At 71.9% G+C, this 20,393-nt stretch carries 18 protein-coding genes and 1 pseudogene; 10 read left to right on the top strand and 9 right to left on the bottom strand.

Annotated features, from left to right (window positions below):
* Nucleotides 1-26 precede the first annotated feature (26 nt).
* The gene (gene hemG / locus ACWC9T_RS05185; RefSeq protein ID WP_449819681.1) at nucleotides 27-1,457 is read left to right on the top strand and encodes a protoporphyrinogen oxidase; all 1,431 of its coding nucleotides are present in this window, start codon (nucleotides 27-29) and stop codon (nucleotides 1,455-1,457) included.
* Nucleotides 1,454-2,167, top strand: coding sequence for a hydrogen peroxide-dependent heme synthase (hemQ, locus tag ACWC9T_RS05180; RefSeq protein ID WP_449819680.1), 714 nt, complete (start codon nucleotides 1,454-1,456; stop codon nucleotides 2,165-2,167). The genes hemG and hemQ overlap by 4 nt, the downstream gene beginning before the upstream one ends.
* A gap of 87 nt (nucleotides 2,168-2,254) precedes the next feature.
* Here hemQ and ACWC9T_RS05175 read toward each other — a convergent pair whose 3' ends face one another.
* The 3 genes and pseudogenes from ACWC9T_RS05175 to ACWC9T_RS05165 all read right to left on the bottom strand — a co-directional run bounded on the left by ACWC9T_RS05175 (nucleotide 2,255) and on the right by ACWC9T_RS05165 (nucleotide 5,601).
* Nucleotides 2,255-3,037 (bottom strand): TIGR04222 domain-containing membrane protein, encoded by a 783-nt coding sequence (locus ACWC9T_RS05175; protein WP_449819679.1) that lies wholly within the window; start codon nucleotides 3,035-3,037, stop codon nucleotides 2,255-2,257.
* Nucleotides 3,038-3,106: 69 nt separating this feature from the next.
* The gene (locus tag ACWC9T_RS05170; protein ID WP_449819678.1) at nucleotides 3,107-4,189 is read right to left on the bottom strand and encodes a TIGR04222 domain-containing membrane protein; all 1,083 of its coding nucleotides are present in this window, start codon (nucleotides 4,187-4,189) and stop codon (nucleotides 3,107-3,109) included.
* A 27-nt stretch (nucleotides 4,190-4,216) separates the two neighbouring features.
* Nucleotides 4,217-5,601, bottom strand: a pseudogene (locus tag ACWC9T_RS05165) (DUF692 domain-containing protein).
* 255 nt (nucleotides 5,602-5,856) lie between these two features.
* On the opposite strand from ACWC9T_RS05165, the gene ACWC9T_RS05160 reads away from it, so the two are divergent.
* Nucleotides 5,857-6,789, top strand: a complete 933-nt coding sequence (locus tag ACWC9T_RS05160) for a GNAT family N-acetyltransferase (RefSeq protein ID WP_449819677.1) — start codon at nucleotides 5,857-5,859, stop codon at nucleotides 6,787-6,789.
* Nucleotides 6,790-7,219: 430 nt separating this feature from the next.
* A complete protein-coding gene (locus ACWC9T_RS05155) occupies nucleotides 7,220-8,230 on the top strand; it encodes an MBL fold metallo-hydrolase (protein ID WP_449819676.1) in 1,011 nt (336 codons plus the stop codon).
* 279 nt (nucleotides 8,231-8,509) lie between these two features.
* Here the strand turns inward: ACWC9T_RS05155 and msrB are convergent, their stop codons facing one another.
* The 4 genes from msrB to ACWC9T_RS05135 all read right to left on the bottom strand — a co-directional run bounded on the left by msrB (nucleotide 8,510) and on the right by ACWC9T_RS05135 (nucleotide 11,812).
* Complete coding sequence (gene msrB / locus ACWC9T_RS05150) at nucleotides 8,510-8,917, bottom strand: peptide-methionine (R)-S-oxide reductase MsrB (protein WP_449819675.1); 408 nt, start codon at nucleotides 8,915-8,917, stop codon at nucleotides 8,510-8,512.
* A gap of 22 nt (nucleotides 8,918-8,939) precedes the next feature.
* On the bottom strand, nucleotides 8,940-10,370 hold the full coding sequence (gene murC, locus ACWC9T_RS05145) for a UDP-N-acetylmuramate--L-alanine ligase (protein WP_449819674.1): 1,431 nt from the start codon (nucleotides 10,368-10,370) through the stop codon (nucleotides 8,940-8,942).
* A 139-nt stretch (nucleotides 10,371-10,509) separates the two neighbouring features.
* The gene (locus tag ACWC9T_RS05140) at nucleotides 10,510-10,971 is read right to left on the bottom strand and encodes an indole-3-glycerol phosphate synthase (protein WP_449819673.1); all 462 of its coding nucleotides are present in this window, start codon (nucleotides 10,969-10,971) and stop codon (nucleotides 10,510-10,512) included.
* Between the two features lie 64 nt (nucleotides 10,972-11,035).
* Nucleotides 11,036-11,812 (bottom strand): pyrimidine reductase family protein, encoded by a 777-nt coding sequence (locus ACWC9T_RS05135; protein WP_449819672.1) that lies wholly within the window; start codon nucleotides 11,810-11,812, stop codon nucleotides 11,036-11,038.
* Nucleotides 11,813-11,969: 157 nt separating this feature from the next.
* Between ACWC9T_RS05135 and zapE the strand changes: the two genes are divergently transcribed.
* From zapE to ACWC9T_RS05110, 5 genes are all read left to right on the top strand, one after another.
* The gene (gene zapE / locus ACWC9T_RS05130; RefSeq protein WP_449819779.1) at nucleotides 11,970-13,019 is read left to right on the top strand and encodes a cell division protein ZapE; all 1,050 of its coding nucleotides are present in this window, start codon (nucleotides 11,970-11,972) and stop codon (nucleotides 13,017-13,019) included.
* A complete protein-coding gene (locus ACWC9T_RS05125) occupies nucleotides 13,016-13,480 on the top strand; it encodes a hypothetical protein (RefSeq protein WP_449819671.1) in 465 nt (154 codons plus the stop codon). The genes zapE and ACWC9T_RS05125 overlap by 4 nt, the downstream gene beginning before the upstream one ends.
* 65 nt (nucleotides 13,481-13,545) lie before the next feature.
* Nucleotides 13,546-15,642 carry an excinuclease ABC subunit UvrB gene (gene uvrB, locus ACWC9T_RS05120; RefSeq protein ID WP_449819670.1) on the top strand — a complete coding sequence of 699 codons (2,097 nt, stop codon included), beginning with the start codon at nucleotides 13,546-13,548 and terminating at the stop codon, nucleotides 15,640-15,642.
* A gap of 252 nt (nucleotides 15,643-15,894) precedes the next feature.
* Nucleotides 15,895-16,473: a TerD family protein gene (locus tag ACWC9T_RS05115; RefSeq protein ID WP_449819669.1), complete on the top strand. Its 579-nt coding sequence runs from the start codon at nucleotides 15,895-15,897 to the stop codon at nucleotides 16,471-16,473.
* 189 nt (nucleotides 16,474-16,662) lie between these two features.
* Nucleotides 16,663-17,643, top strand: coding sequence for a TerC family protein (locus ACWC9T_RS05110; RefSeq protein WP_449819668.1), 981 nt, complete (start codon nucleotides 16,663-16,665; stop codon nucleotides 17,641-17,643).
* A 75-nt stretch (nucleotides 17,644-17,718) separates the two neighbouring features.
* On the opposite strand, the gene ACWC9T_RS05105 is transcribed toward ACWC9T_RS05110, so the two are convergent.
* Together ACWC9T_RS05105 and ACWC9T_RS05100 are read right to left on the bottom strand one after the other, a co-directional pair.
* Entirely contained in the window at nucleotides 17,719-18,114 is a 396-nt protein-coding gene (locus ACWC9T_RS05105; RefSeq protein WP_449819667.1) for a cupin domain-containing protein, read from the bottom strand.
* On the bottom strand, nucleotides 18,111-19,559 hold the full coding sequence (locus ACWC9T_RS05100; protein WP_449819666.1) for an MFS transporter: 1,449 nt from the start codon (nucleotides 19,557-19,559) through the stop codon (nucleotides 18,111-18,113). Before ACWC9T_RS05100 ends, ACWC9T_RS05105 begins: the two co-directional genes overlap by 4 nt.
* A 55-nt stretch (nucleotides 19,560-19,614) precedes the next feature.
* Between ACWC9T_RS05100 and ACWC9T_RS05095 the strand changes: the two genes are divergently transcribed.
* On the top strand, nucleotides 19,615-20,280 hold the full coding sequence (locus tag ACWC9T_RS05095) for a TetR/AcrR family transcriptional regulator (protein ID WP_449819665.1): 666 nt from the start codon (nucleotides 19,615-19,617) through the stop codon (nucleotides 20,278-20,280).
* The last annotated feature ends 113 nt before the right edge of the window (nucleotides 20,281-20,393 follow it).

The following is a 20,393-nucleotide window of genomic DNA, read 5'->3' as shown; positions in this document are numbered from 1 at the left end:
CGTAAAGACCTGCGAGACTGCGAAGCATGTCGGATGCACAGGTCGTCGTCGTCGGTGGTGGGATCGCGGGGCTGGCTGCGGCTGCCTTTCTGAGCGGGGCGGCCGGGGGGCCGGCGCGGGCTCGGGTGACGGTGCTGGAGGCGTCGGGGCGGGTCGGCGGGAAGCTGTGGGGCGGTGAGGTCGGCGGGGTCCGGGTGGACCTCGGGGCCGAATCGGTGCTGGCGCGGCGGCCGGAGGCGGTGGAGCTGGCGCGGGCGGTCGGGCTGGGGGAGGAGCTGGAGCCGCCGACCACCGCGAAGGCGGCGATCTGGACCCGGGGCGCGCTGCGGCCGCTGCCGGGCGGGCAGGTGATGGGCGTCCCGGGTGACCTGGCGGCGCTGGCGGCCTCCGGGGTGCTGACCGCCGAGGGGCTGGAGCGGGCCCGGCACGAGCGGGGGACCGAGGTCGGGGCGGATGTCGCGATCGGCCGCTACGTCGCCGACCGGCTCGGCCAGGAGGTGGTGGACCGGCTGGTCGAGCCGCTGCTGGGCGGCGTCTACGCCGGGCGCTCCGACGAGATCTCGCTGCGCGCCGCGGTACCGCAGCTGCTGCCGATCGCGCAGGGCGGCGGCTCGCTGGTCGAGGGGGTGCGCGAGCTGGCCTCCCGGCCGCAGGTGGCCGGCACCCCGGTGTTCCAGGGCCTGCGCGGCGGCCTCGGCACCCTGCCGGAGGCGGTCGCCGCGGCCTGCGTCAAGGCGGGCGTGGACCTGCGCACCGGCACCCCGGTGGACGAGCTGCGCCGCACCCCCGAGGGCTGGCGCGTGGTGGCCGGCGGCGAGGTGCTGCACGCCGACGCCGTGGTGCTGGCCGTCCCGGCCCCGGCCGCGGCCCGGCTGCTGCGCACGGACGCCCCGGCGGCCGCCGTCGAGCTGGACTCCGTCGAGTACGCGGGCATGGCGCTGGTGACGCTGGCGTTCCGCCGGGCCGACCTGGCCGAGCCGCCGAGCGGCAGCGGCTTCCTGGTGCCGCCGGTGGACGGCCGGCGGATCAAGGCCTCGACCTTCTCCTCCAACAAGTGGGGCTGGCTGGAGCGCTCCGCCCCGGACGCCTTCCTGCTGCGCACCTCGCTGGGCCGTTACCGCGAGGACGAGGCGCTGGAGCTGCCGGACGAGGAGCTGGTGGCCCGTTCGCTGGCGGACCTGGAGGAGGCGATCGGGCTGACCGCCCGACCGTACGACACCTTCGTTTCGCGCTTCACCGCCGGCCTGCCGCAGTACCCGGTGGGCCACCTGGACCGGGTGGCCCGGGTACGGGCGGCGGCGGAGGCGGTGGGCGCGCTGGCGCTGTGCGGCGCCGCGTACGACGGGGTGGGCATTCCGGCCTGTATCGGTTCGGCGGCCGCGGCGGCGGCGGCCGTCGACAAACTGTTGACCCCGGCGACCGGGGAAGGTTCCACGGAGAGGACAATGGGCGCATGACTGAGACCGTTGAGCAGCAGCCCGAGAAGAAGAAGGCGCGTGACCTGAACCAGGTCATCCGCTACACCATGTGGTCGGTGTTCAAGCTCAAGGGCGCCCTGCCCGAGGACCGCACGGCCCTGGCGGCCGAGGTGGACGAGCTGTTCGCCCAGCTGGCCGCGAAGGACGTGACCGTCCGCGGCACGTACGACGTGTCCGGTCTGCGCGCGGACGCCGACATCCTCGTCTGGTGGCACGCCAGCGACTCGGACGACCTGCAGGAGGCGTACAACCGCTTCCGCCGCACCGGCCTGGGCCGCCACCTGGAGCCGGTCTGGTCGAACATGGCGCTGCACCGCCCGGCCGAGTTCAACAAGTCGCACATCCCGGCGTTCCTCGCCGACGAGCGCCCGCGCGACTACGTCTGCGTCTACCCGTTCGTCCGCTCCTACGAGTGGTACCTGCTGCCGGACGCCGAGCGGCGCGCGATGCTCGCCGAGCACGGCCAGATGGCCCGTGGCTACCCGGATGTGCGGGCCAACACGGTCGCCTCGTTCGCCCTCGGCGACTACGAGTGGCTGCTCGCCTTCGAGGCGGACGAACTGCACCGCATCGTCGACCTGATGCGCGACCTGCGCCCCTCCCGGGCCCGGCTGCACGTCCGCGAGGAGGTGCCGTTCTTCACCGGTCGCCGCAAGCCGGTGAGCGAGCTGCTGAACGGCCTGGTCTGACCGCTTCGGCCGTGACGACGGAGGCCGCCTCCCCCTGCTCCGGCAAGGGGGAGGCGGCCTCCGGTCGTTTCCGGGGCCGTGCCCGGTTCACGTCCGGTGCGGGCGGAGGGCGGCGCGCAGGCGGGCGTCGGGGAGGGCGGCGGGGCCGTTCATGGCGACGGCTGTGAGGAGTTCGCGTTCCTCGTCGTCGGCGAGGCCGCGTTGGCGGGTGGGGCGGACCTCGCGGAGGACTTCCTGGCCGATGGGGGAGGCCCAGCGGGTGTAGGGGTAGACGTCGACGCGGGCCATCAGCAGGGTGCCCGAGGTGAGGACCAGGGGCAGCGAGAACCAGGCGAGCGGGGCGATGGTGTCGCCGCCGGTGAAGCCGCCGAGCGAGAGGGCGGCGGCGAGCAGGACCAGGGTCAGCAGCATGGCGTGCCGGACCTGGCGGACCACCACCACGGTGTTGCGCTGCACCGGGGCCGGGGTGGCCAGGCCGGCCAGGGCGAGTCGGGCGCCGATCTCCAGCACGGTGGGGTGCTCGCCCATCGCCCGGCGCAGTTCGTCCGTCCGGCACTGGCCCTCGGGGCCGACGGTGGCGATGATCGCGCGTTCCAGGCGGCTGCGGCCCTTGGGGTCGACCACGGTGGTCCAGCCGGTGTGCGCGAGGTGCAGGCGGCCCCGGCCTGCCATCAGGACCAGGGCGAGTTCCACCACCCGGTCCGGGCCGCCGGCCAGGTAGGCGGTCTCGTACAGCCCGATGCCGACGGCCTCCGGTGGGCGCAGCCGCTCCTCGTCGGCCAGGGCGTCGGCGGTGGCGGTCATCCGCACCAGCCGGAGGCAGGACAGCACCGCCGCGACACAGGCCGGGATCAGGAACAGCAACCACATGGGCTTGTTGTATGCCTGGGCCGACGGCGTGGGGAACGGATTGCCGGACCGCGATACCGAACTGTGACGTCACGAGCCGCCGCAGCTGCTCCCGCAGCTGGACCCGCAGCTGGAGGACGAGGAGCCGCAGCTCGACGAGGAGCCGCAGCTGCTGGAGTGCGACGAACCGCAGCTGGAGTGGTGTGACGACCCGCAGCTGGAGTGGTGCGAGGAGCCGCAGGAGGAGGAGGAGCCGGAGTCGGGGGAGCCGAACCAGGTGGTGGAGGTGCCGCAGGAGGAGGAAGTCGACGAGGAGGACGTCGAGGAGGACGAGGAGAAGAAGGACGAGGAGAAGAAGGAGGACGAGGAGGCCTGCCGGATCACCTCCTCCTCGGCCGCCGCGGCCAGCATCGCCTGCTCCAGCTCCTGGTTCCCCAGCGCGGCCCCGGCCAGCCCGCCGAGCGCGACCGCGCCCAGCATCGCGCCGCCCGTCAGCTTCGGCGAGACACCGGACTTGGGCGTCCACGGGGAGCCCTGCATCAGGATCAGCTGACGCTGCCCGGCCGGGGTGATCCGGCCCTTGGCCGGCGCGCTGGAGGCCAGCGCGACGGCGCCGGCGAACAGCAGGAAGCCCGGGATGGAGAGGTTGGGGCGGTCGGCGAGGAGGCCGCCGTCGTCGAGCAGCAGGGAGACCGGGATGGAGGCCGCGACGAGGAGCAGGGCCTGCCAGAGCAGACGACGGGCCTTGCGGGCGCGCTCCAGCCGCTCGGGGCGGCGCATCAGGCCGCGGTCGGCGAGCCGGTCGCCGATCTCCTGCACGGCGGCCGAGCGCATCACCATCCGGCGCAGCGGGGCGAGTTCACGGCTGCCGGTCCGACCCACGGCGTCGTGGATCGCCTGGTCGACGGCGTCGTACGGCTTGCCGCCGGTGAGGGTGACGAGGCCGGAGCGGCTGATCACGGCCTGCTCGCCGAGGTGCATCCGGACCATCGCGGTGTCGAAGACCCGGCCAGGGCCGCCGGCCAGGAACGCGGTGTCCAGCAGCGGCAGTCCGCGGCCGGGCAGGCCCTGCGGGTACGGGACGTGGCCGACCCGCTGCCGGGTCTGGAGCGCGTACAGGGCGGCCGCGGCCAGTAGGACGGCCGGGATCAGGAAGTAGATGTCGTGCCACATGGGCGGTTCCCCCGAGATGACGTTGGATCAGTGTCCGCGCAGAGCCCGGCGCAGGCGGGTGAGCGGGCCGGGCGGCCGCTCAGGTGCCGGGTGGAGCCACTGCTCCAGGGCCCGGCGGCGGTCGGCGGCGAGTGGGCCGCCGTCGTCGCGCACCCACTCGGCGAAGGCCCGGGCGTCGGCGCGGTAGCCGCCGGTCTGCGGTTGGGTGCGGGCGTAGTCGAGGAAGAGCGGCCCGTACTGGGCCCCGAGCAGCCGGGGCAGATCGGGGACGACCTTCGCAGTGGTGTCGCGTCGTTTGGCGGCGAGGCCGGTGGACTGGGCGCGGACCTGGTCCGGGTCGAAGCCGGGCGGGACGGGCCCGCCGGCCACCAGGGCGGTCAGCAACTCCGCCTGGCGCCGGGCGAGCCTCTCCCGAGCGCTGCCGGTCGCACACTCGCCTCCGAGACGCTCCGAATCCGGTGCCGACGGTCGGCGCTCCGATGCCCTTCGTTCCCCGGGGCCTCCTCGCTTCTCCCTTTCGGCACCGGCGCGCCTCTTCGGCTCGGCGCGGTCCAGGTCCTTCATCGCGGGGTGCTCCCCTCCAGCACCCGGCGGATGGCGTCCAGTTCACCGGCCAGCTCCGAGGGCGGCGGGAAGTCGGCGTCCCGTTCCAGCAGGACGCCGGGTGGTGCGACCCGCGCGCAGAGTTCGGCCAGGACTTCCAGCACCGGTTCGGTGACGGGGTGGGCGTGGGTGTCGTGCCAGACGCCGTCGACCAGGGTGCCGCCCGCGACGTGCACGTAGGCGAGCGCCTCCAGTGGCAGGCGGTCGAGCTCGGCGGCCGCGTCGACGCCCAGGTTGACCCGGTTGGTGTGCAGGTTGGCGACGTCGATCAGCAGCCGGACGCCGGTGCGCTCGACCAGTTCGGCGAGGAACTCGCCCTCGGTGAACTCGTCGTCCGGCCAGGCGAGCTGGGCGGCGATGTTCTCCAGGGCGAGCGGTACCGGCAGCTGGTCCTGGGCGATCCGGACGTTCTCGGCGATGACCCGCAGCGAGTCCCGGGTGCGGGGCACGGGCAGCAGGTGGCCGGCCTCCAGGCCGCCGGCCCGGACGAAGGCCAGGTGCTCGGTGACCAGCGGGGAGCCGAGCGCGAGTGCCGCCCCGGCGAGTTTGCCGAGCCGGTCGGGGTCGGGCAGGTCGGCGCCGCCGAGGCCGAGGCCGACGCCGTGCGGGACGACGGTGACGCCGCGTTCGCGCAGCACGGTGAGCGAGGTGGGCAGGTGGTCGGCGCAGATGTTCTCGGCGACCACCTCGACCCAGTCCAGGCCGGGTTGGCGCTCGACCACGGTGTCGATCTCGCTGCGCCAGCCGAGACCCACGCCGAGCCGGGTGGCGGCGGCGGAGCCGGGCAGGTCCAGGGCAGGGGAAGTCATCGGTTCGCCCCCTTCGGAGGGCTGGGCGGGGAGGCCGTCGGGCGGTGCGGGCGTCGTCGCCAGGACCGCGCGGCCATGCTGCTGAGGATGTCCCCGAGTGGGGTGGCTGCCAAGCCTCACCCGGTCTTCTCAGAGCATTATTTGAGCTTGCCGCCCTGGCGAGGAGGGACTCCGGCCCCCGGCCCGGCGGTGGGGTGGCCTGCGGACGGGAAATTCGGAGGCGTCGGCTGGGAGCCCCGGATAGCGTGCGAACCCATGACTTCGACCGAACTGACGATCCGAGACTTCCGCCCCGAGGACGCCGAGGCGGTGGCGGCCGCCCACCGGGCCGGGCGCGAGCACCTGGTGATGACCGCCGAGGCCCTGCTCTGGATGAACGCCCGGCAGAATCCCGACGAGCACTTCCGGACCATCGTCGCGGAGTTGGACGGCCGGGTGGTCGGCGCGGTGCGCTGCGGCCTGGTGCTCGGGACGACGACCACCGGCGTCGGCTACGCCAACGGCAGTGTGCTGCCGGGGTTCCGGCGGCGCGGCGCGGCGACCGCGCTGCTGGCCGCGGCCGAACGGCACCTGGCCGGGCACGGGGTGACCGAGCTGCACAGCTGGCTGGACGAGGAGCCCGACTCGCTGGCCTTCGCCTCCGCCCGGGGCTACGAGCTCAGGAGCACGGCGCAGTTCGGCGGGAGGGACCTGACGCTGCCGCTGCCCCAGGCGCCGGTACGGCCGGCCGGTGTCGAGCTGTGCCCGGCCACCGACTGGGCGGACGATCCGCGCGCGCTGTTCCTGGTGGAGGCGGAGGCCATCCGGGACGAGCCCGGCGAGGTGTCGATGGACGCCCTGGACTACGAGGAGTGGCTTCAAGACGACTGGGCCCGACCGGACCTGGACCGGGGGCTGACCGTGGTGGCCGTGGTGGACGGCGAACCGGCCGCGTTCACCATGGTGCGGACCGACGGGGTGGACCGCTACTGGTCCGCGTTCACCGCCTGCCGCCGGGAGTTCCGCGGCCGCGGCCTGACCAAGCTGGCCAAGCTGGAGTCGCTGCGGCTCGCGGCGGCGGCGGGCTACCGGCACGCGTACACCAGCAACGACATGACCAACGCGCCGATGCTGGCGATCAACGCCTGGCTGGGGTACGAGCGCTGCGCGGGGGAGCGCAAGGGGATCAGGCGGCTGCCAACCAGCTGACGGGCGTGGCGCGGTGGTAGCAGGCCTCTCGCCGAATTCATGGTCCTGCAATCGAGGATCGCAGGATCATGCCGCTCTCCCGTCTGTTTCTCGAAGTCGCCGAACCTGCCGCCCAGGGTGACTGGAAGAATTCGTTCACCAATTCACCGTGCCGGTTGATGGGTTCAGCCTCGCCGACCAGCCGATGCGCAGCGGGCTCACCACCTGCTGATGCGCATTCGCTCCGGCCGCGAGTCCGGTGCGCCGAACACGCGGCCGGAGCCGTGTCCCTGACGGTTCGAAGCGTCCACGTGTCGTCCCATTCCCTGGGGCAATCGGTCTCGACCAGAGGGTGCGAAAGTGGACGGTTCGGGAGCGTCTGGGGCGGGAACTCTCTGCGATCGCAACGTCTTTGCCCCCGATCCGGCGCAACGCGGGCATAATCGCGCGCATGACGATCAACCGCGCGAACGTGAGCGCGATTGCCCAGGACCTGTACGTGTGGCTCCCCCCGAAGCGGGGCTGGGGCCTGGCCAACTGCGGCCTGCTGGCCTCCGACACCACCGCGCTCTGGATCGACACCCCGTACGACCCCTCGCTGGCCGGGGAGTTCCTCGCCGCGAGCCGGCGCCTGCTGCCGACCGGGGTGGAGATCGACCGGGTGGTCGTCACCCACGCCAACGGCGACCACCTGTGGGGCGCCGGAGTGCTCCCGGACGCCGAGGTGATCGCCACCCGCGAGGCGCTGGACCACATCCACTGGGAGCCCTCCCCGCAGCAGCAGCACGCGCTGATCGCGGGCAGCGACCCGGAATCCCCGCTCGGTGGCTACCTGCGGGAGCACTTCGGGGCCTTCGACTGGTCCGAGACCGAGCCGGTGCACCCGGACACCGTCTTCACCGGCGAGCTGGAACTCAAGGTCGGCCGCTATCCGGTGCAGATCACCAGCCTGCCCGCCGCCCACACCGGCGGCGACCTGATGGTCCACCTCCCGCACCAGCGCACGGTGTTCACCGGCGACGTGGTCTTCTCCTCGACCCCGGAGCAGCCGGGCGACCACCCCTCGCACTGGGCCGGACCACTGGCGAACATCATCGGCGCCTGTGAGCAGGCCCTCGCCACCGGCGCCGAGATCTTCGTCCCCGGCCACGGCCCGGTGCTCGACCGTGACGGCGTCCACCAGCACATCGGCTACCTCGACTACGTCCGCGAGCGCGCCCACGCCCTGCACGGCGCCGGGATACCCGCGCTGGACGCCGCCCGGCGGGTGATCGCCGAGCAGCGCTACCCCGAACTCGGGCTGCCCGAGCGGCTGGTGCTCACCGTCGGGGCCGAGTACCGGCACCTGGACGGCTCCACCAAGCCCGGCATCCTGGAGTCGATGGGCCAGGTCGCCCTGGTGGCCCGCGAACTGGCCGAGGACACCGCCCGCGTCCCGCGGCCCCGCTCCGGCCGGAACTGACGCTCCGGCCCAGGGCCTGCCGTACGCCGTCGCCGTCAACCGCTTCCCCGACTCCCCGGACCACCCGGTCGAGGTGCTCGATCACCGGCATCAGCTGGGCGGCTTGTCCCTCTACGTTGTGGAGTGCCGCAGGGCATGCGGTGCGAGGGCGTGGAGATCTCGGGTTGCCCGGTCCGTGAAGCGCCAACCACCGGCTGTGCGTACCGAATCGACGGTACGCACAGCCGGAAGCCTCGCTGATCGATGCGAGGCGGATGCCGAGGTGTGCCGCTGGTCGGCTCAGCCTTCAGCGGGCTTCAGCGTCAGAGAGACGCTGTTGATGCAGTACCGGAGGTCGGTCGGCGTGCCATAGCCCTCGCCCTCGAAGACGTGGCCGAGGTGTCCGCCGCACCGCTTGCAGCGCACCTCGACACGTCGCATACCAAGGCTGTTGTCCTCCAGCAGCTCCACCGCCTCGGAGTTGCGTGCATCGTAGAACGACGGCCAGCCGCAGTGGCTGTCGAACTTGGTCTCGGAGCTGAACAGTTCCGCCCCACAGGCGCGGCAGCTGTAGACGCCGACCGTCTTGGTGTCGGTGTACTCACCGGCGAACGGGCGCTCGGTGCCCGCCTCGCGGAGCACGTGGTACTCCTCGGGGCTGAGCTGGGCGCGCCACTCGGCCTCGGTCTTCTGGATCTCGTAGCTCATCACGACTCCCGCTCGGCGTACGTCAGACGTTGGAGGCAACGTTCGTGAGGTGGTTGAGGCTTCCCCCCAGCTCGTCAAGGATGGCGGGCCCGAGGTTGGTGACGTCGCCCGCGCCCATGGTGAGCAGCAGGTCGCCCGGGCGGGCCAGACCGGCCAGCAGGGCGGGGGCGGCGGCGAAGTCGTGCTCGGCGGTGACGTCGGCGCCGGCCCGGCGGGCGGCGTCGATGATCAGCTCGCTGGTCACGCCCGGGATCGGGTCCTCACGGGCCGGGTAGATGTCCAGCACGACCGAGGCGTCGGCCAGCGCGAGGGCCCGGCCCATCTCCTCGGCGAGCTGCTGGGTGCGGCTGAACAGGTGGGGCTGGAAGACCACCAGGACGCGGCCCTCGCCGTCCAGGCCCTCGCGGATCGCCTCCAGGTCGGCGGTCATCTCGGTCGGGTGGTGGGCGTAGGAGTCGATCACCTGGACACCGGCCGCCTTGCCCTTGAGCTGCAGCCGGCGGCGCACGCCGGTGTAGGCGCCGATCGCCTTGGCCAGGTCGGCGGCCGGGACGCCCAGCGCGACACCGGCGGCCAGCGCGGCCACCGCGTTGTGGGCGTAGTGGCGGCCCGGGACGGAGACGGTGAAGGCCAGCTCGGCGCCGTCCAGCAGCACGGCGACCTCGCTGGTCATGCCGCGGGCGACCACCGAGAGGACCCGGACGTCGGCGTCCTCGGCGGAGCCGACGGTCACCACGTTGAGCCCCTCGCGGCCGGCCACCCGGGCGGTCAGCTCGCGGGCGCCGTCGTGGTCGGCCGAGACCACCAGGGTGCCGCCGGGGGTGATCCGGCCGACGAAGGTCTCGAAGGACTCGTAGATCTCCTCGATCGAGGCGTAGTTGGCGTGGTGGTCCAGCTCCACGTTGAGCACGATCGCCACCTCGGGCGCGTACTTGTGGAAGCTGCGGTCGCTCTCGTCGGCCTCGGCGACGAAGATCTCGCCGGTGCCGTGGTGGGCGTTGGAGCCGGGCGCGTCGAGGTCGCCGCCGATCGCGTAGGACGGGTCCAGGCCCAGCTCGCCGAGGGCGACGGCCAGCATGCTGGTGGTGGTGGTCTTGCCGTGGGTGCCGGCCACCGCCAGCGCCCGGCGGCCGCCCATCAGCGCGGCCAGCGCGTCGGAGCGGTGCACCACCGGGATGCCGCGCTCGCGGGCGGCGGCCAGCTCCGGGTTGTCGGCGCGGATCGCGCTGGAGACGACCACGCTGCTGGTGCTGTTCGGCACGTGCTCGGCGGCGTGGCCGACGTGCACCGTCGCGCCGAGGGCGCGCAGCGCGAGGACGGTCTCGGACTCCTTGGAGTCGCTGCCGGAGACGCTGGCGCCGCGCACTGCGAGGATCTTCGCCAGGCCGGACATCCCGGCGCCGCCGATGCCGATGAAGTGCGGGGCGTGCAGGTCGTGCGCGGCGTCGTTCAAGGCGTGGCTCCGTACGGGCGATGGGCCCCTCCTGCCCGGCGGCGGGCAAGGAGGGCTGGTGGGCAGGTGGGTCCGGCAATGTGCGAATCGTCCTCGCGGGCGGACCGCAAGGACGATTCTGCACCACCGGCGCGCGGAGCTAGGAGTCGCTGGCGAACAGCCTCAGCACCGGTACCCCCACCTTGTGCCTGGCCTGGGAGGCCCAGTCGCGGTGGAAGAACTCCTCCACGAAGTGCGGCGAGGTGAGCACCACCACCTCGTCCGCCCGGTGCTCCTCGACCGCCGCGCGCAGCCGGTCCAGCGGCTTCTCCTCGACCAGCTCGCCGATCGCCTCGGCCCCGGCCTGGCGCAGGTGGCGCAGGCTGTGCTCCAGCGATTCGCTGGCCACGGTCGGGCCGCTCTCGGACTCGTCGTGCTCGTGCACCGCCTTGTCGAGGTGGCCGAGGGCGACGTCGTCCAGCGCCCGCAGCAGTTCGTCCTGCTTGCCGCGCGGCTGCATCAGGACGACGAAGGACACCTTCTCGTCGCTGTGGAGCGTGGTGACGAGTTCCACGTCCGCGTCGGAGAGAGCCTTTTCGATCATCAGTACCGTCTTGAACACGTGAGTCCCTTCCAGTGGCCGGCCCCGGGCCCCGGCATCGCATAACGGGATCACGATCGGGGGGTCACGGGGTCATCGAACCCAGGTGACGCAAGTAGCGGGTGAAGAGGAATCCTTTCTGCTCGATCAATGAGACCAGCCGCATCCGTTGCACGTCAGGCATTTCCGCATCGTGGATGATGCGCGGCGCGTCGCCGCCCGTGATCAACGGGGCCAGCGACAGGCACAGCTCGTCCAGCAGACCCGCGGCCGCCAGCTGTCCCAGCAGCCGCGGGCCGCCCTCGCTCAGCAAGCGGGTCCAGCCCCGCTCCGCCAGGGCAGCCACCCCCGCCCGCAAGTCCACCGAACCCCGCCCGGCGAGCACCAGGTCGGCCACCTCGGCGACCGCCCGGCGGCGCTCCTCGGGGGCGTCCTCGACGGTGATCACCACCGTCCTGACCAGCGGTTCCGTGAACAGCGGCGCGCCCAGGTCGAGGTCCAGCGAGCGGCTCACGATCGCGATCGCCGGAGCCGGGGCCTGCCCCGCCGCGGCCCGCGCCGCCGCGAACTCGTTCCGGGCCCGGGCCGGCCGGTAGCCCTCCGCGCGGACCGTCTCGGCGCCCACCAGCACCACGTCCGACAGGGCGCGCAGCACACCGAAGATCCGCTTGTCCGCGTCGCCGGACAGGCCCTCGGACAGACCGTCGAGCTTCGCCCCGCCGTCCAGGCCCGCCACCATGTTGGCGCGCAACCAGGGCCGCCCCCGATTCACCTGGTCGGGGTACGCGTAGACGGCGGCGAGCGACTCCAGCGCGGCCGGATCGGCGACCGGCTCGCCCAGCGGGCTGATCAACTGTTGCATGTCCTCAGTGTTCCACCGCTGGGCCGTCCGGGGCCGTCCGGAGGCTGTTCGGGGCCGGTTCTGGGCCGGTTCGGAGCCGGTTCGGGGGCTGCGGGGACCAGGCGTACCCTCTACTGATGTGCCCGCAGCCTCCCGCCCCGCCACCGCGACCGAGTCCATAGCCGCCGCGAGCCCGGCCGGCAACTCGATCGCGCTCACCGACCGCCGCCCCGTCGTGCCCGCCGAGCGGCTGGTCGCCGAGATGGTCCCGCCGCCCCGGTTCGCCGACGTGAGCTTCGGGACGTACATCCCGGACCCGACCCAGCCGAGCCAGTACGAGGCCGTCCAGGTCCTGGAGCAGTTCGCGGGCACCCTCGGGGGAGGAAACGGTTCCGCGCCCAAGCGCAGCTGGTTCCGCCGCTCCGCCCCCGTGCCCACCGGCCCGGCCGGGGTCTACCTCGACGGCGGCTACGGCGTCGGCAAGACCCACCTGCTCGCCTCGCTCTGGCACGCCGCCCCCGGCCCCAAGGCCTTCGGCACCTTCGTGGAGCTGACCAACCTGGTCGGCGCGCTCGGCTTCCAGCAGGCCGTCCGGACCCTCTCCGGGCACACGCTGCTCTGCATCGACGAGTTCGAGCTGGACGACCCGGGCGACACCGTCCTGGTCTCCACCCTGCTCGGCCGCCTGGTCGAGAACGGCGTCAAGCTCTGCGCCACCTCGAACACCCTGCCGGAGAAGCTCGGCGAGGGCCGCTTCGCCGCCGCCGACTTCCTGCGCGAGATCCAGGGCCTGTCCGCGCACTTCCGCCCGATGCGGATCGACGGCCAGGACTACCGCCACCGCGGCCTGCCCGACGCCCCGCCGCCGTACACCGACGACACCGTCGAGGCCGTCGCCGACCGCACCCCCGGCGCTTCGCTGGACGACTTCGACGCGCTGCTCGCCCACCTCTCCGCCGTCCACCCCAGCCGCTACGGCGCGCTGCTGGACGACGTCACCGCGGTCTGCCTGCGCGGCGTGCGGCAGGTCGACGACCAGTCCACCGCGCTGCGCCTGGTCGTGCTGGCCGACCGGATGTACGACCGCGAGCTGCCCATCACCGCCTCCGGCCTGCCCTTCGACCAGGTCTTCCCGGAGGACATGCTGCGCGGCGGCTACCGCAAGAAGTACCTGCGGGCCATCTCCCGCCTGGTCGCCCTGGCCCGGGACAGCGAGAAGCTGGGGTGAACCTCTTCGAGGGCGGGGGCCGCGAGCTGGAACTGCGCAACGGCGCCACCGAGGTGCTGGTCGAGGTCCTGATGCTCGCGGTCACCGCCCTCGCCCGGGAGGACTGGGACCACGCCTTCGCCGCCGAGCTCGCCCGCCAGGACCAGAACCTGATGGGCCGCGGCATGGTCGGCCTGCGGCTGGAGGACCTGGACTGGGGCCCCGACCCGGAACGCGGCCGCGCCTTCGCGCTCGCCGTCGTCGACCTCGCCCTCACCCGGCACCGCTGGGACGAACTCGACCACGAGCCCCCGTACGCCGAGGACCACCTGCGCACCCTCCGCCTGCTGATCGAGCACACCCGCCCCGCCCCCGTCCCGCCCGCCGACCCCACCGAGGTCATGGCCGCCAGCTGCCGCCGCCACCGTGTGCTCACCCCGATCGCCTGGTACCCCGCCTGCGTCCGCTGCGGCCCGGCCTGACCGAAGGGGCCTCGGGCGGGGCGGAAGCGGCCACGGCTGTCGGTCGTGGGTCGTACGGTGGAGTCGTGCGTCCCATCACGAGTATTGAGCGGTCCGTGGCGCCCTTCGAGGTCGTCAGTCCCTTCCAGCCGAACGGCGACCAGCCGGCGGCGATCGCCGAGCTGGAGCGGCGGATCAGGGGAGGGGAGAAGGACGTCGTGCTGCTCGGTGCCACCGGTACCGGCAAGTCGGCCACCACGGCCTGGATGATCGAGAAGCTGCAGCGCCCCACCCTGGTGATGGCGCCGAACAAGACGCTGGCCGCGCAGCTGGCGAACGAGTTCCGCGAGCTGCTGCCGAACAACGCGGTCGAGTACTTCGTCTCGTACTACGACTACTACCAGCCCGAGGCGTACGTCCCGCAGACGGACACCTACATCGAGAAGGACTCCTCGATCAACGAGGAGGTCGAACGGCTGCGGCACTCGGCCACCAACTCGCTGCTCACCCGCCGCGACGTGATCGTGGTCGCCTCGGTCTCCTGCATCTACGGCCTGGGCACCCCGCAGGAGTACGTGGACCGGATGGTGCCGCTCAAGGTCGGCCAGGAGATCGACCGCGACGTGCTGCTGCGCCGCTTCGTCGACATCCAGTACGCGCGCAACGACGTGGCCTTCACCCGGGGCACCTTCCGGGTCCGCGGCGACACCATCGAGATCTTCCCGGTCTACGAGGAACTCGCCGTCCGGATCGAGATGTTCGGCGACGAGATCGAGGCGCTCTACACCCTGCACCCGCTCACCGGCGAGATCATCAGCCAGGACGAGCAGATCTACGTCTTCCCCGCCTCGCACTACGTGGCCGGCCCCGAGCGCATGGAGCGGGCGATCACCGGCATCGAGCAGGAACTGGAGCAGACGCTCGCCAAGCTGGAGAAGCAGGGCAAGCTGCTGGAGGCCCAGCGGCTGCGGATGCGCACCACCTACGACATCGAGATGCTGCGCCAGATCGGCACCTGCTCGGGCGTCGAGAACTACTCGATGCACTTCGACGGCCGCGAGCCCGGCTCCCCGCCGAACACCCTGCTGGACTACTTCCCGGAGGACTTCCTCCTGGTCATCGACGAGTCGCACGTCACCGTCCCGCAGATCGGCGCGATGTACGAGGGTGACGCCTCGCGCAAGCGCACCCTGGTCGAGCACGGCTTCCGGCTGCCGTCCGCGATGGACAACCGACCGCTGAAGTGGGAGGAGTTCCTGGGGCGGATCGGTCAGACGGTGTACCTGTCGGCGACGCCCGGCCCGTACGAGCTGTCCCGCGGCGACGGCCAGGTCGAGCAGATCATCCGCCCGACCGGCCTGATCGACCCCGAGGTGATCGTCAAGCCGACCGAGGGCCAGATCGACGACCTGGTGCACGAGGTCCGCAAGCGGGTGGAGCGGGACGAGCGCGTCCTGGTCACCACGCTGACCAAGAAGATGGCCGAGGACCTCACCGACTACATGCTCGGCCTGGACATCCGGGTCCGGTACCTGCACAGCGACGTGGACACCCTGCGCCGGGTAGAGCTGCTGCGCGAGCTGCGCGCGGGCCGGTTCGACGTGCTGGTCGGCATCAACCTGCTGCGCGAGGGCCTGGACCTGCCCGAGGTGTCGCTGGTGGCGATCCTGGACGCCGACAAGGAGGGCTTCCTGCGCTCCGGCACGTCACTCATTCAGACGATCGGCCGCGCCGCCCGTAACGTCTCCGGCCAGGTCCACATGTACGCGGACCGGATCACCCCCTCGATGGAGAAGGCGATCGAGGAGACCAACCGCCGCCGGGCCGTCCAGCAGGCCTACAACAAGGAGCACGGGATCGACCCGCAGCCGCTGCGGAAGAAGATCGGCGACATCCTGGACACCCTCGCCCGCGAGGACGTGGACACCGACGAGCTGCTCTCCACCGGCTACCGCGGCGCGGGCCAGAAGGGCGGCAAGGCCCCGGTGCCGATGCTGGGCTCGGAGCGCAAGCCCGCCAAGTCGATGCCGGCCGCCGAGCTGGCGGACCTGATCCAGGAGATGACCGACCGGATGCACGCGGCCGCCGCCGATCTCCAGTTCGAGGTCGCGGCACGGCTGCGCGACGAGGTGAAGGAGCTGAAGAAGGAGCTGCGGCAGATGCGCGAGGCCGGTGTGGCCTGACCTGTCCACCGGTGCGTCGGGCTTGGCCGGTTCTTGCACCGGTCAAGCCCTGCGGTGTCTCAGCCTTGCCACAAACCGGGTAACCCGGAGGAGTCGAGGGTGCCGCAGGCCCTAGGCTGGCCTGCGGCATCGCGCCCTCGAACGGGGCGGCGGGCCGTATTGCAGAGGGGGCCTCAGCCGGGGGACGGCGACGGGGTGTTCCACCGGGAGCCGTGCGGGTGTGACCGCGTGGCCGGCAGAGAGGACAACGTCGTGTCGGTGAACCTTGCCAAGGGGCAGCGGGTCAGCCTCCAGAAGGGGGCGGGCGCCACCCTGACCGTGGTCCGGATGGGGCTCGGCTGGCAGGCCGCCCCCAAACGGGGCCTGTTCGGCAGCCGGACCAGGAAGATCGACCTGGACGCCTCGGCGCTGCTGTACGCCGAGAAGACCCCGTCCGACGTGGTGTTCTTCCAGCACTTGGAGTCCACTGACGGCTCGGTGCGGCACACCGGGGACAACCTGGTGGGCGGCACCGGCGCCGAGGACGACGAGGCGATCCTGGTCGACCTGCTGCACGTGCCGGCACACATCACCCAGGTGGTGTTCACGGTCAGCTCGTACACCGGACAGACCTTCGCCGAGGTGAGCCGGGCGCACTGCCGGCTGCTGGACGAGACCACCGGGGTGGAGCTGGCCCGGTACGAGCTGGCGGGCGGCGGGCCGCACACCGGGCAGATCATGGCCAAGGTGGTCCGGGATGGCAGCGGCGGCTGGGAGATGCAGGCGATCGGCGCCCCGGCCAAGGGGCGGACCTTCCAGGACCTGCTGCCGGCGATCGAGCCGTTCCTCTGACGGTTCTTTACCTTCTTTACCCATCCTTGCCTCCCCTGTTACTCTCGACGGCAGCGGAGGGGAGTATTCCTCGACAGCCGACCCCGTCATCACGGGTGCCCGTCGTGGCACCCCGGGGCGCTGGCCCGATGGGCGGAAGAGACCTCCGGCAGTGACGACCTGTCTCGCCTAGCTGCCGGAGGAGCAGTAATGGACGTTTCCGTAATCATGTGGGTCACTACGATCGGTGTGCTGATCGCACTGGTCGTGGCCGACTTCTTCATCGGGGGGCGCAAGCCGCACGAGGTCTCGATCAAGGAGGCCGGGATCTGGACGGCCGTCTGGATCGTGCTGGCGGTGCTCTTCGGCGGGTTCCTCTGGTGGCACTCCGGTGGGCAGCCGGCGGGCGAGTTCTTCGCCGGGTACATCACCGAGAAGTCGCTCAGTGTCGACAACCTCTTCGTTTTCATCCTGATCATGGGCAAGTTCGCGGTGCCCAGGATCTACCAGCAGCGCGTGCTGATGTTCGGTGTGATCATCGCCCTGGTGCTGCGCGCAGCCTTCATCGCGGGCGGCGCGGCGCTGGTGGCGCAGTTCTCCTGGGTGTTCTTCGTCTTCGGCGGCTTCCTGATCTGGACGGCCTGGAAGCTGATCAAGGAGGCCCGGGCCGAGGAGGAGGACGACGAGTACGAGGAGAACCGCCTGCTCAAGTCGATCACCCAGCGCTTCCCGTCGACTGGTCGCTATCACGGCACGAAGCTCTTCATCCGGGAGAACGGCCGCCGGCTGATCACCCCGATGCTGATCGTCATGCTGGCGATCGGCACCACGGACGTGCTGTTCGCCCTGGACTCGATCCCGGCCATCTTCGGCCTCACCCAGGACCCGTACGTCGTCTTCACCGCCAACGCCTTCGCCCTGATGGGCCTGCGCCAGCTGTACTTCCTGATCGGCGGCCTGCTGAAGAAGCTGGTCCACCTCTCGTACGGTCTGTCGGTGATCCTCGGCTTCATCGGCGTGAAGCTGGTGCTCCACGCCGCCCACGAGGCCGGCGTGCACGTCCCGGAGATCGGTATCCCGTTCTCCCTCGGCTTCATCGTGGTGGTCCTGGCCGTGACGACGGTGACCAGCCTGATGGCCTCGAAGGGGCAGGAGCAGGCCGGGCGTGAGCCTGAGAAGCTCAACGCCTGACCGGAGTTGAATCGCCCGAGGCCCGCCGCCGGACGCGACATCCGGCGGCGGGACTCGACTCTGGCCACGCTTCGGTCAGCGGGTGTCGGTGCGCTTTTCGAGGCGGGTGCCGCGGCGAAGGGTGATCGACATGAGGTCGCTCGGAGCGTCCAGTTCCAGGCGGTGCCAGCGGCCGCGGGGAACGATCACGGCGGCGCCCGCGGGCAACGGCACTGCCTCACTGGATTTGCCGGGTTCGGTGGGACGGAGGTAGAGCCGCACGCCGCCCGCCAGGCAGCACACCGCCTCGTCTGCCTCCGGGTGCATTTCCCAGTGGTCGGCGTGGACGTCGGCGTCTGTCTCCACGTGGAAGGTCGCGATCTGCCATGCGCCCGAGTCGCTGCTCGCCATTCGGCGTTCGGCGGCTCGGACGTCGCCGTCGGGGTGGAACAGAAGTGCCGAGGCGAACAGGTCGATGGGGGTCGTTGTCATGACGGTGTTCCTTCCGGTTGATTCTCTGTGAGGGTGGCGGCTTGCGGGGTGGTTGCCGCAGCGCGGTGGCGGGGCAGTACGGCGATCGCCACGGCCGTGGCGAGCAGGAAGAGCGCGGCGGTGACCGCCAGGCCCAGGGCGTAGCCGTCGTTCAGTGCGGCGGGGCTGGTGGCCGCGCCGGTGCGGTGCGCCGCGACGGTCGCGAGGACGGCCAGGCCGACGCAGCCGCCGAGTTGGCGGGAGCTGTTGAAGACTCCTGAGGCCATGCCGGCCTCGCGGGGGGTGACGCCTGTGGTCGCGGCGGCGGCGACCGGAGCCAGGACCAGTCCGGTGCCGATGCTGGTGAGGATGGAGGGGCCGAGTACGTCGGCGAGGAAGCTGCCGTCCGGTCTGACGGTGGCGAACCAGGCCAGCCCTGCGGCGGCCAGCAGAGCGCCGGGCATCAGGGCTGCGCGCGGGGAGCGGGAGGAGGTGATACGGGTCGCGGCGACGGTGCCTGCGACCAGGCCGGCGGTGAAGGGCAGGAAAGCGGTGCCGGTGGCGGCGGCGCCCATGCCCAGGACCTGTTGCAGGTACAGGGACACGAAGTAGAAGGCGGTGAACTGCCCGGCCGCCGCGAGGAACACCAGGACGTTGGCGCCGGCGACCCAGCGGCTGCGCAGCAGCCCGAGGCGCAACAGCGGTGCGGGGGTCCTGGATTCGGCGACGAAGAAGGCGGCCAGTAGTACGGCGGAGGCGGCGAGGGCCACCAGCGTGGCCGGGGAGGTCCACCCGACGGTGTCGGTGCGGACGACGCCGAAGACCAGCAGCCCGATTCCGCCGGTTGCCAGGACGGCGCCGAGCACATCCGGATCCTCGCGCCGGGTGGGAGGTGCGTCGGCGGGTACGCCCGCGGGGACCAGGGCGAGAGCCGCCGCGACGATGGGCAGGTTGACCAGCATGACCCACCGCCAGCCCGCGTACTGCGTCAGCAGCCCGCCCGCGAGTACACCCAGGGCACCGCCCGCCGCGTTCGCCGCGCTCCACACCCCGAGCGCCCGGGTGCGCTGCGGGCCTTCGGGGAACGTGGCGGTCAGCATGGCCAGCGCGGCTGGAGCGGCTGCGGCGGCACCCAGGCCCTGGCCGGCTCGGGCAGCGACCAGTTGCCAGGGCGCCTGGGCCAGCCCGCCCGCCAGTGAGCACAGTCCGAAGACCGCCAGGCCCAGTACGAAGAGCCGACGCCGACCGTAGAGGTCGCCGGCCCGGCCACCCAGCAGCAGAAGTCCGCCGAGTGCGAGTGCGTAGATGTGCACGACCCAGGAGAGGCCGAGCGGGGTGAATCCCAGTGCGAGGCGGATTGCGGGCAGCGCGACGTTGACCACCGACATGTCCAGGGCGACGACGAACTGCGCGACGGCAGCCGCCGCCAGCACAGCTCCGGGGCCACCCCCTAAATTTCTGTACATGTACGAAAACTAGCGCCGACTACGCCCGCTGTCGACACCCGGGGAAGATGGGGGCATGCCGCAACCGCCCGCACCGCGCAAAACTCCCGGCCGACCTCCCCGGATCTCTCGCGAGGAGATCATCGGTGCGGCCCTACGGATCCTGGACGAGGGGGGCGTGGACCGACTGACGATGCGTCGGCTGGCCACGGAGATCGGCAGTACGCCCATGGCGCTCTACCATCACGTCCGCAACAAGGACGAGCTGCTCGTGCTGCTGCTGGACGACTATGCGACGCGGACACTGCGCCGGCCCGAACTGCCTGCCCAGCCCCGCGAGCGGATCATCGTCGCCGCGGAGGCGATCCACGAGGTACTGGCCGCCTGCCCCTGGATCGTGGCGGTGCTGACCGCTGACGACCTGCTGTCCAGGACCGCGCTGTGGTTTGTCGAGCAGATCGTGGACGGGTTCGTCGACTGCGGGCTGACCCTCGACCGGGCCGTGCACGGTTACCGCGCGATCTGGTACTACACCGCCGGAGAGATCATGGTCCGGGCGGCAGCGGTCCGGCGACGCGCGGACGACGACCGGCCCGTCTACCGGGATGTCGTCTTCGCCGACCTCGACCCCGACGAGGTTCCCCGGTTGGCGCAAGTCGCCGACCGATGGGAGGCGCTGACCGCCCGGGACACCTATTCGGACGGGCTCCGAGCCCTGGTGGACGGCCTCGCCGCCCGGTAGCGACACGCCACCGCCACCACGTCGCTCACCGGCAACCACGCACTCCTGTGATCACCACGGAGGAAGGCGTCCCGTCGCCTCGGTCACCTCCCTTGACCTGCGGCCTCACGCGT

It is taken from the genome of Kitasatospora sp. NPDC001159 (assembly GCF_053598235.1).
Note: the sequence above shows the minus strand (reverse complement) of the source record. Positions and strands in the feature narration are given on the sequence as shown.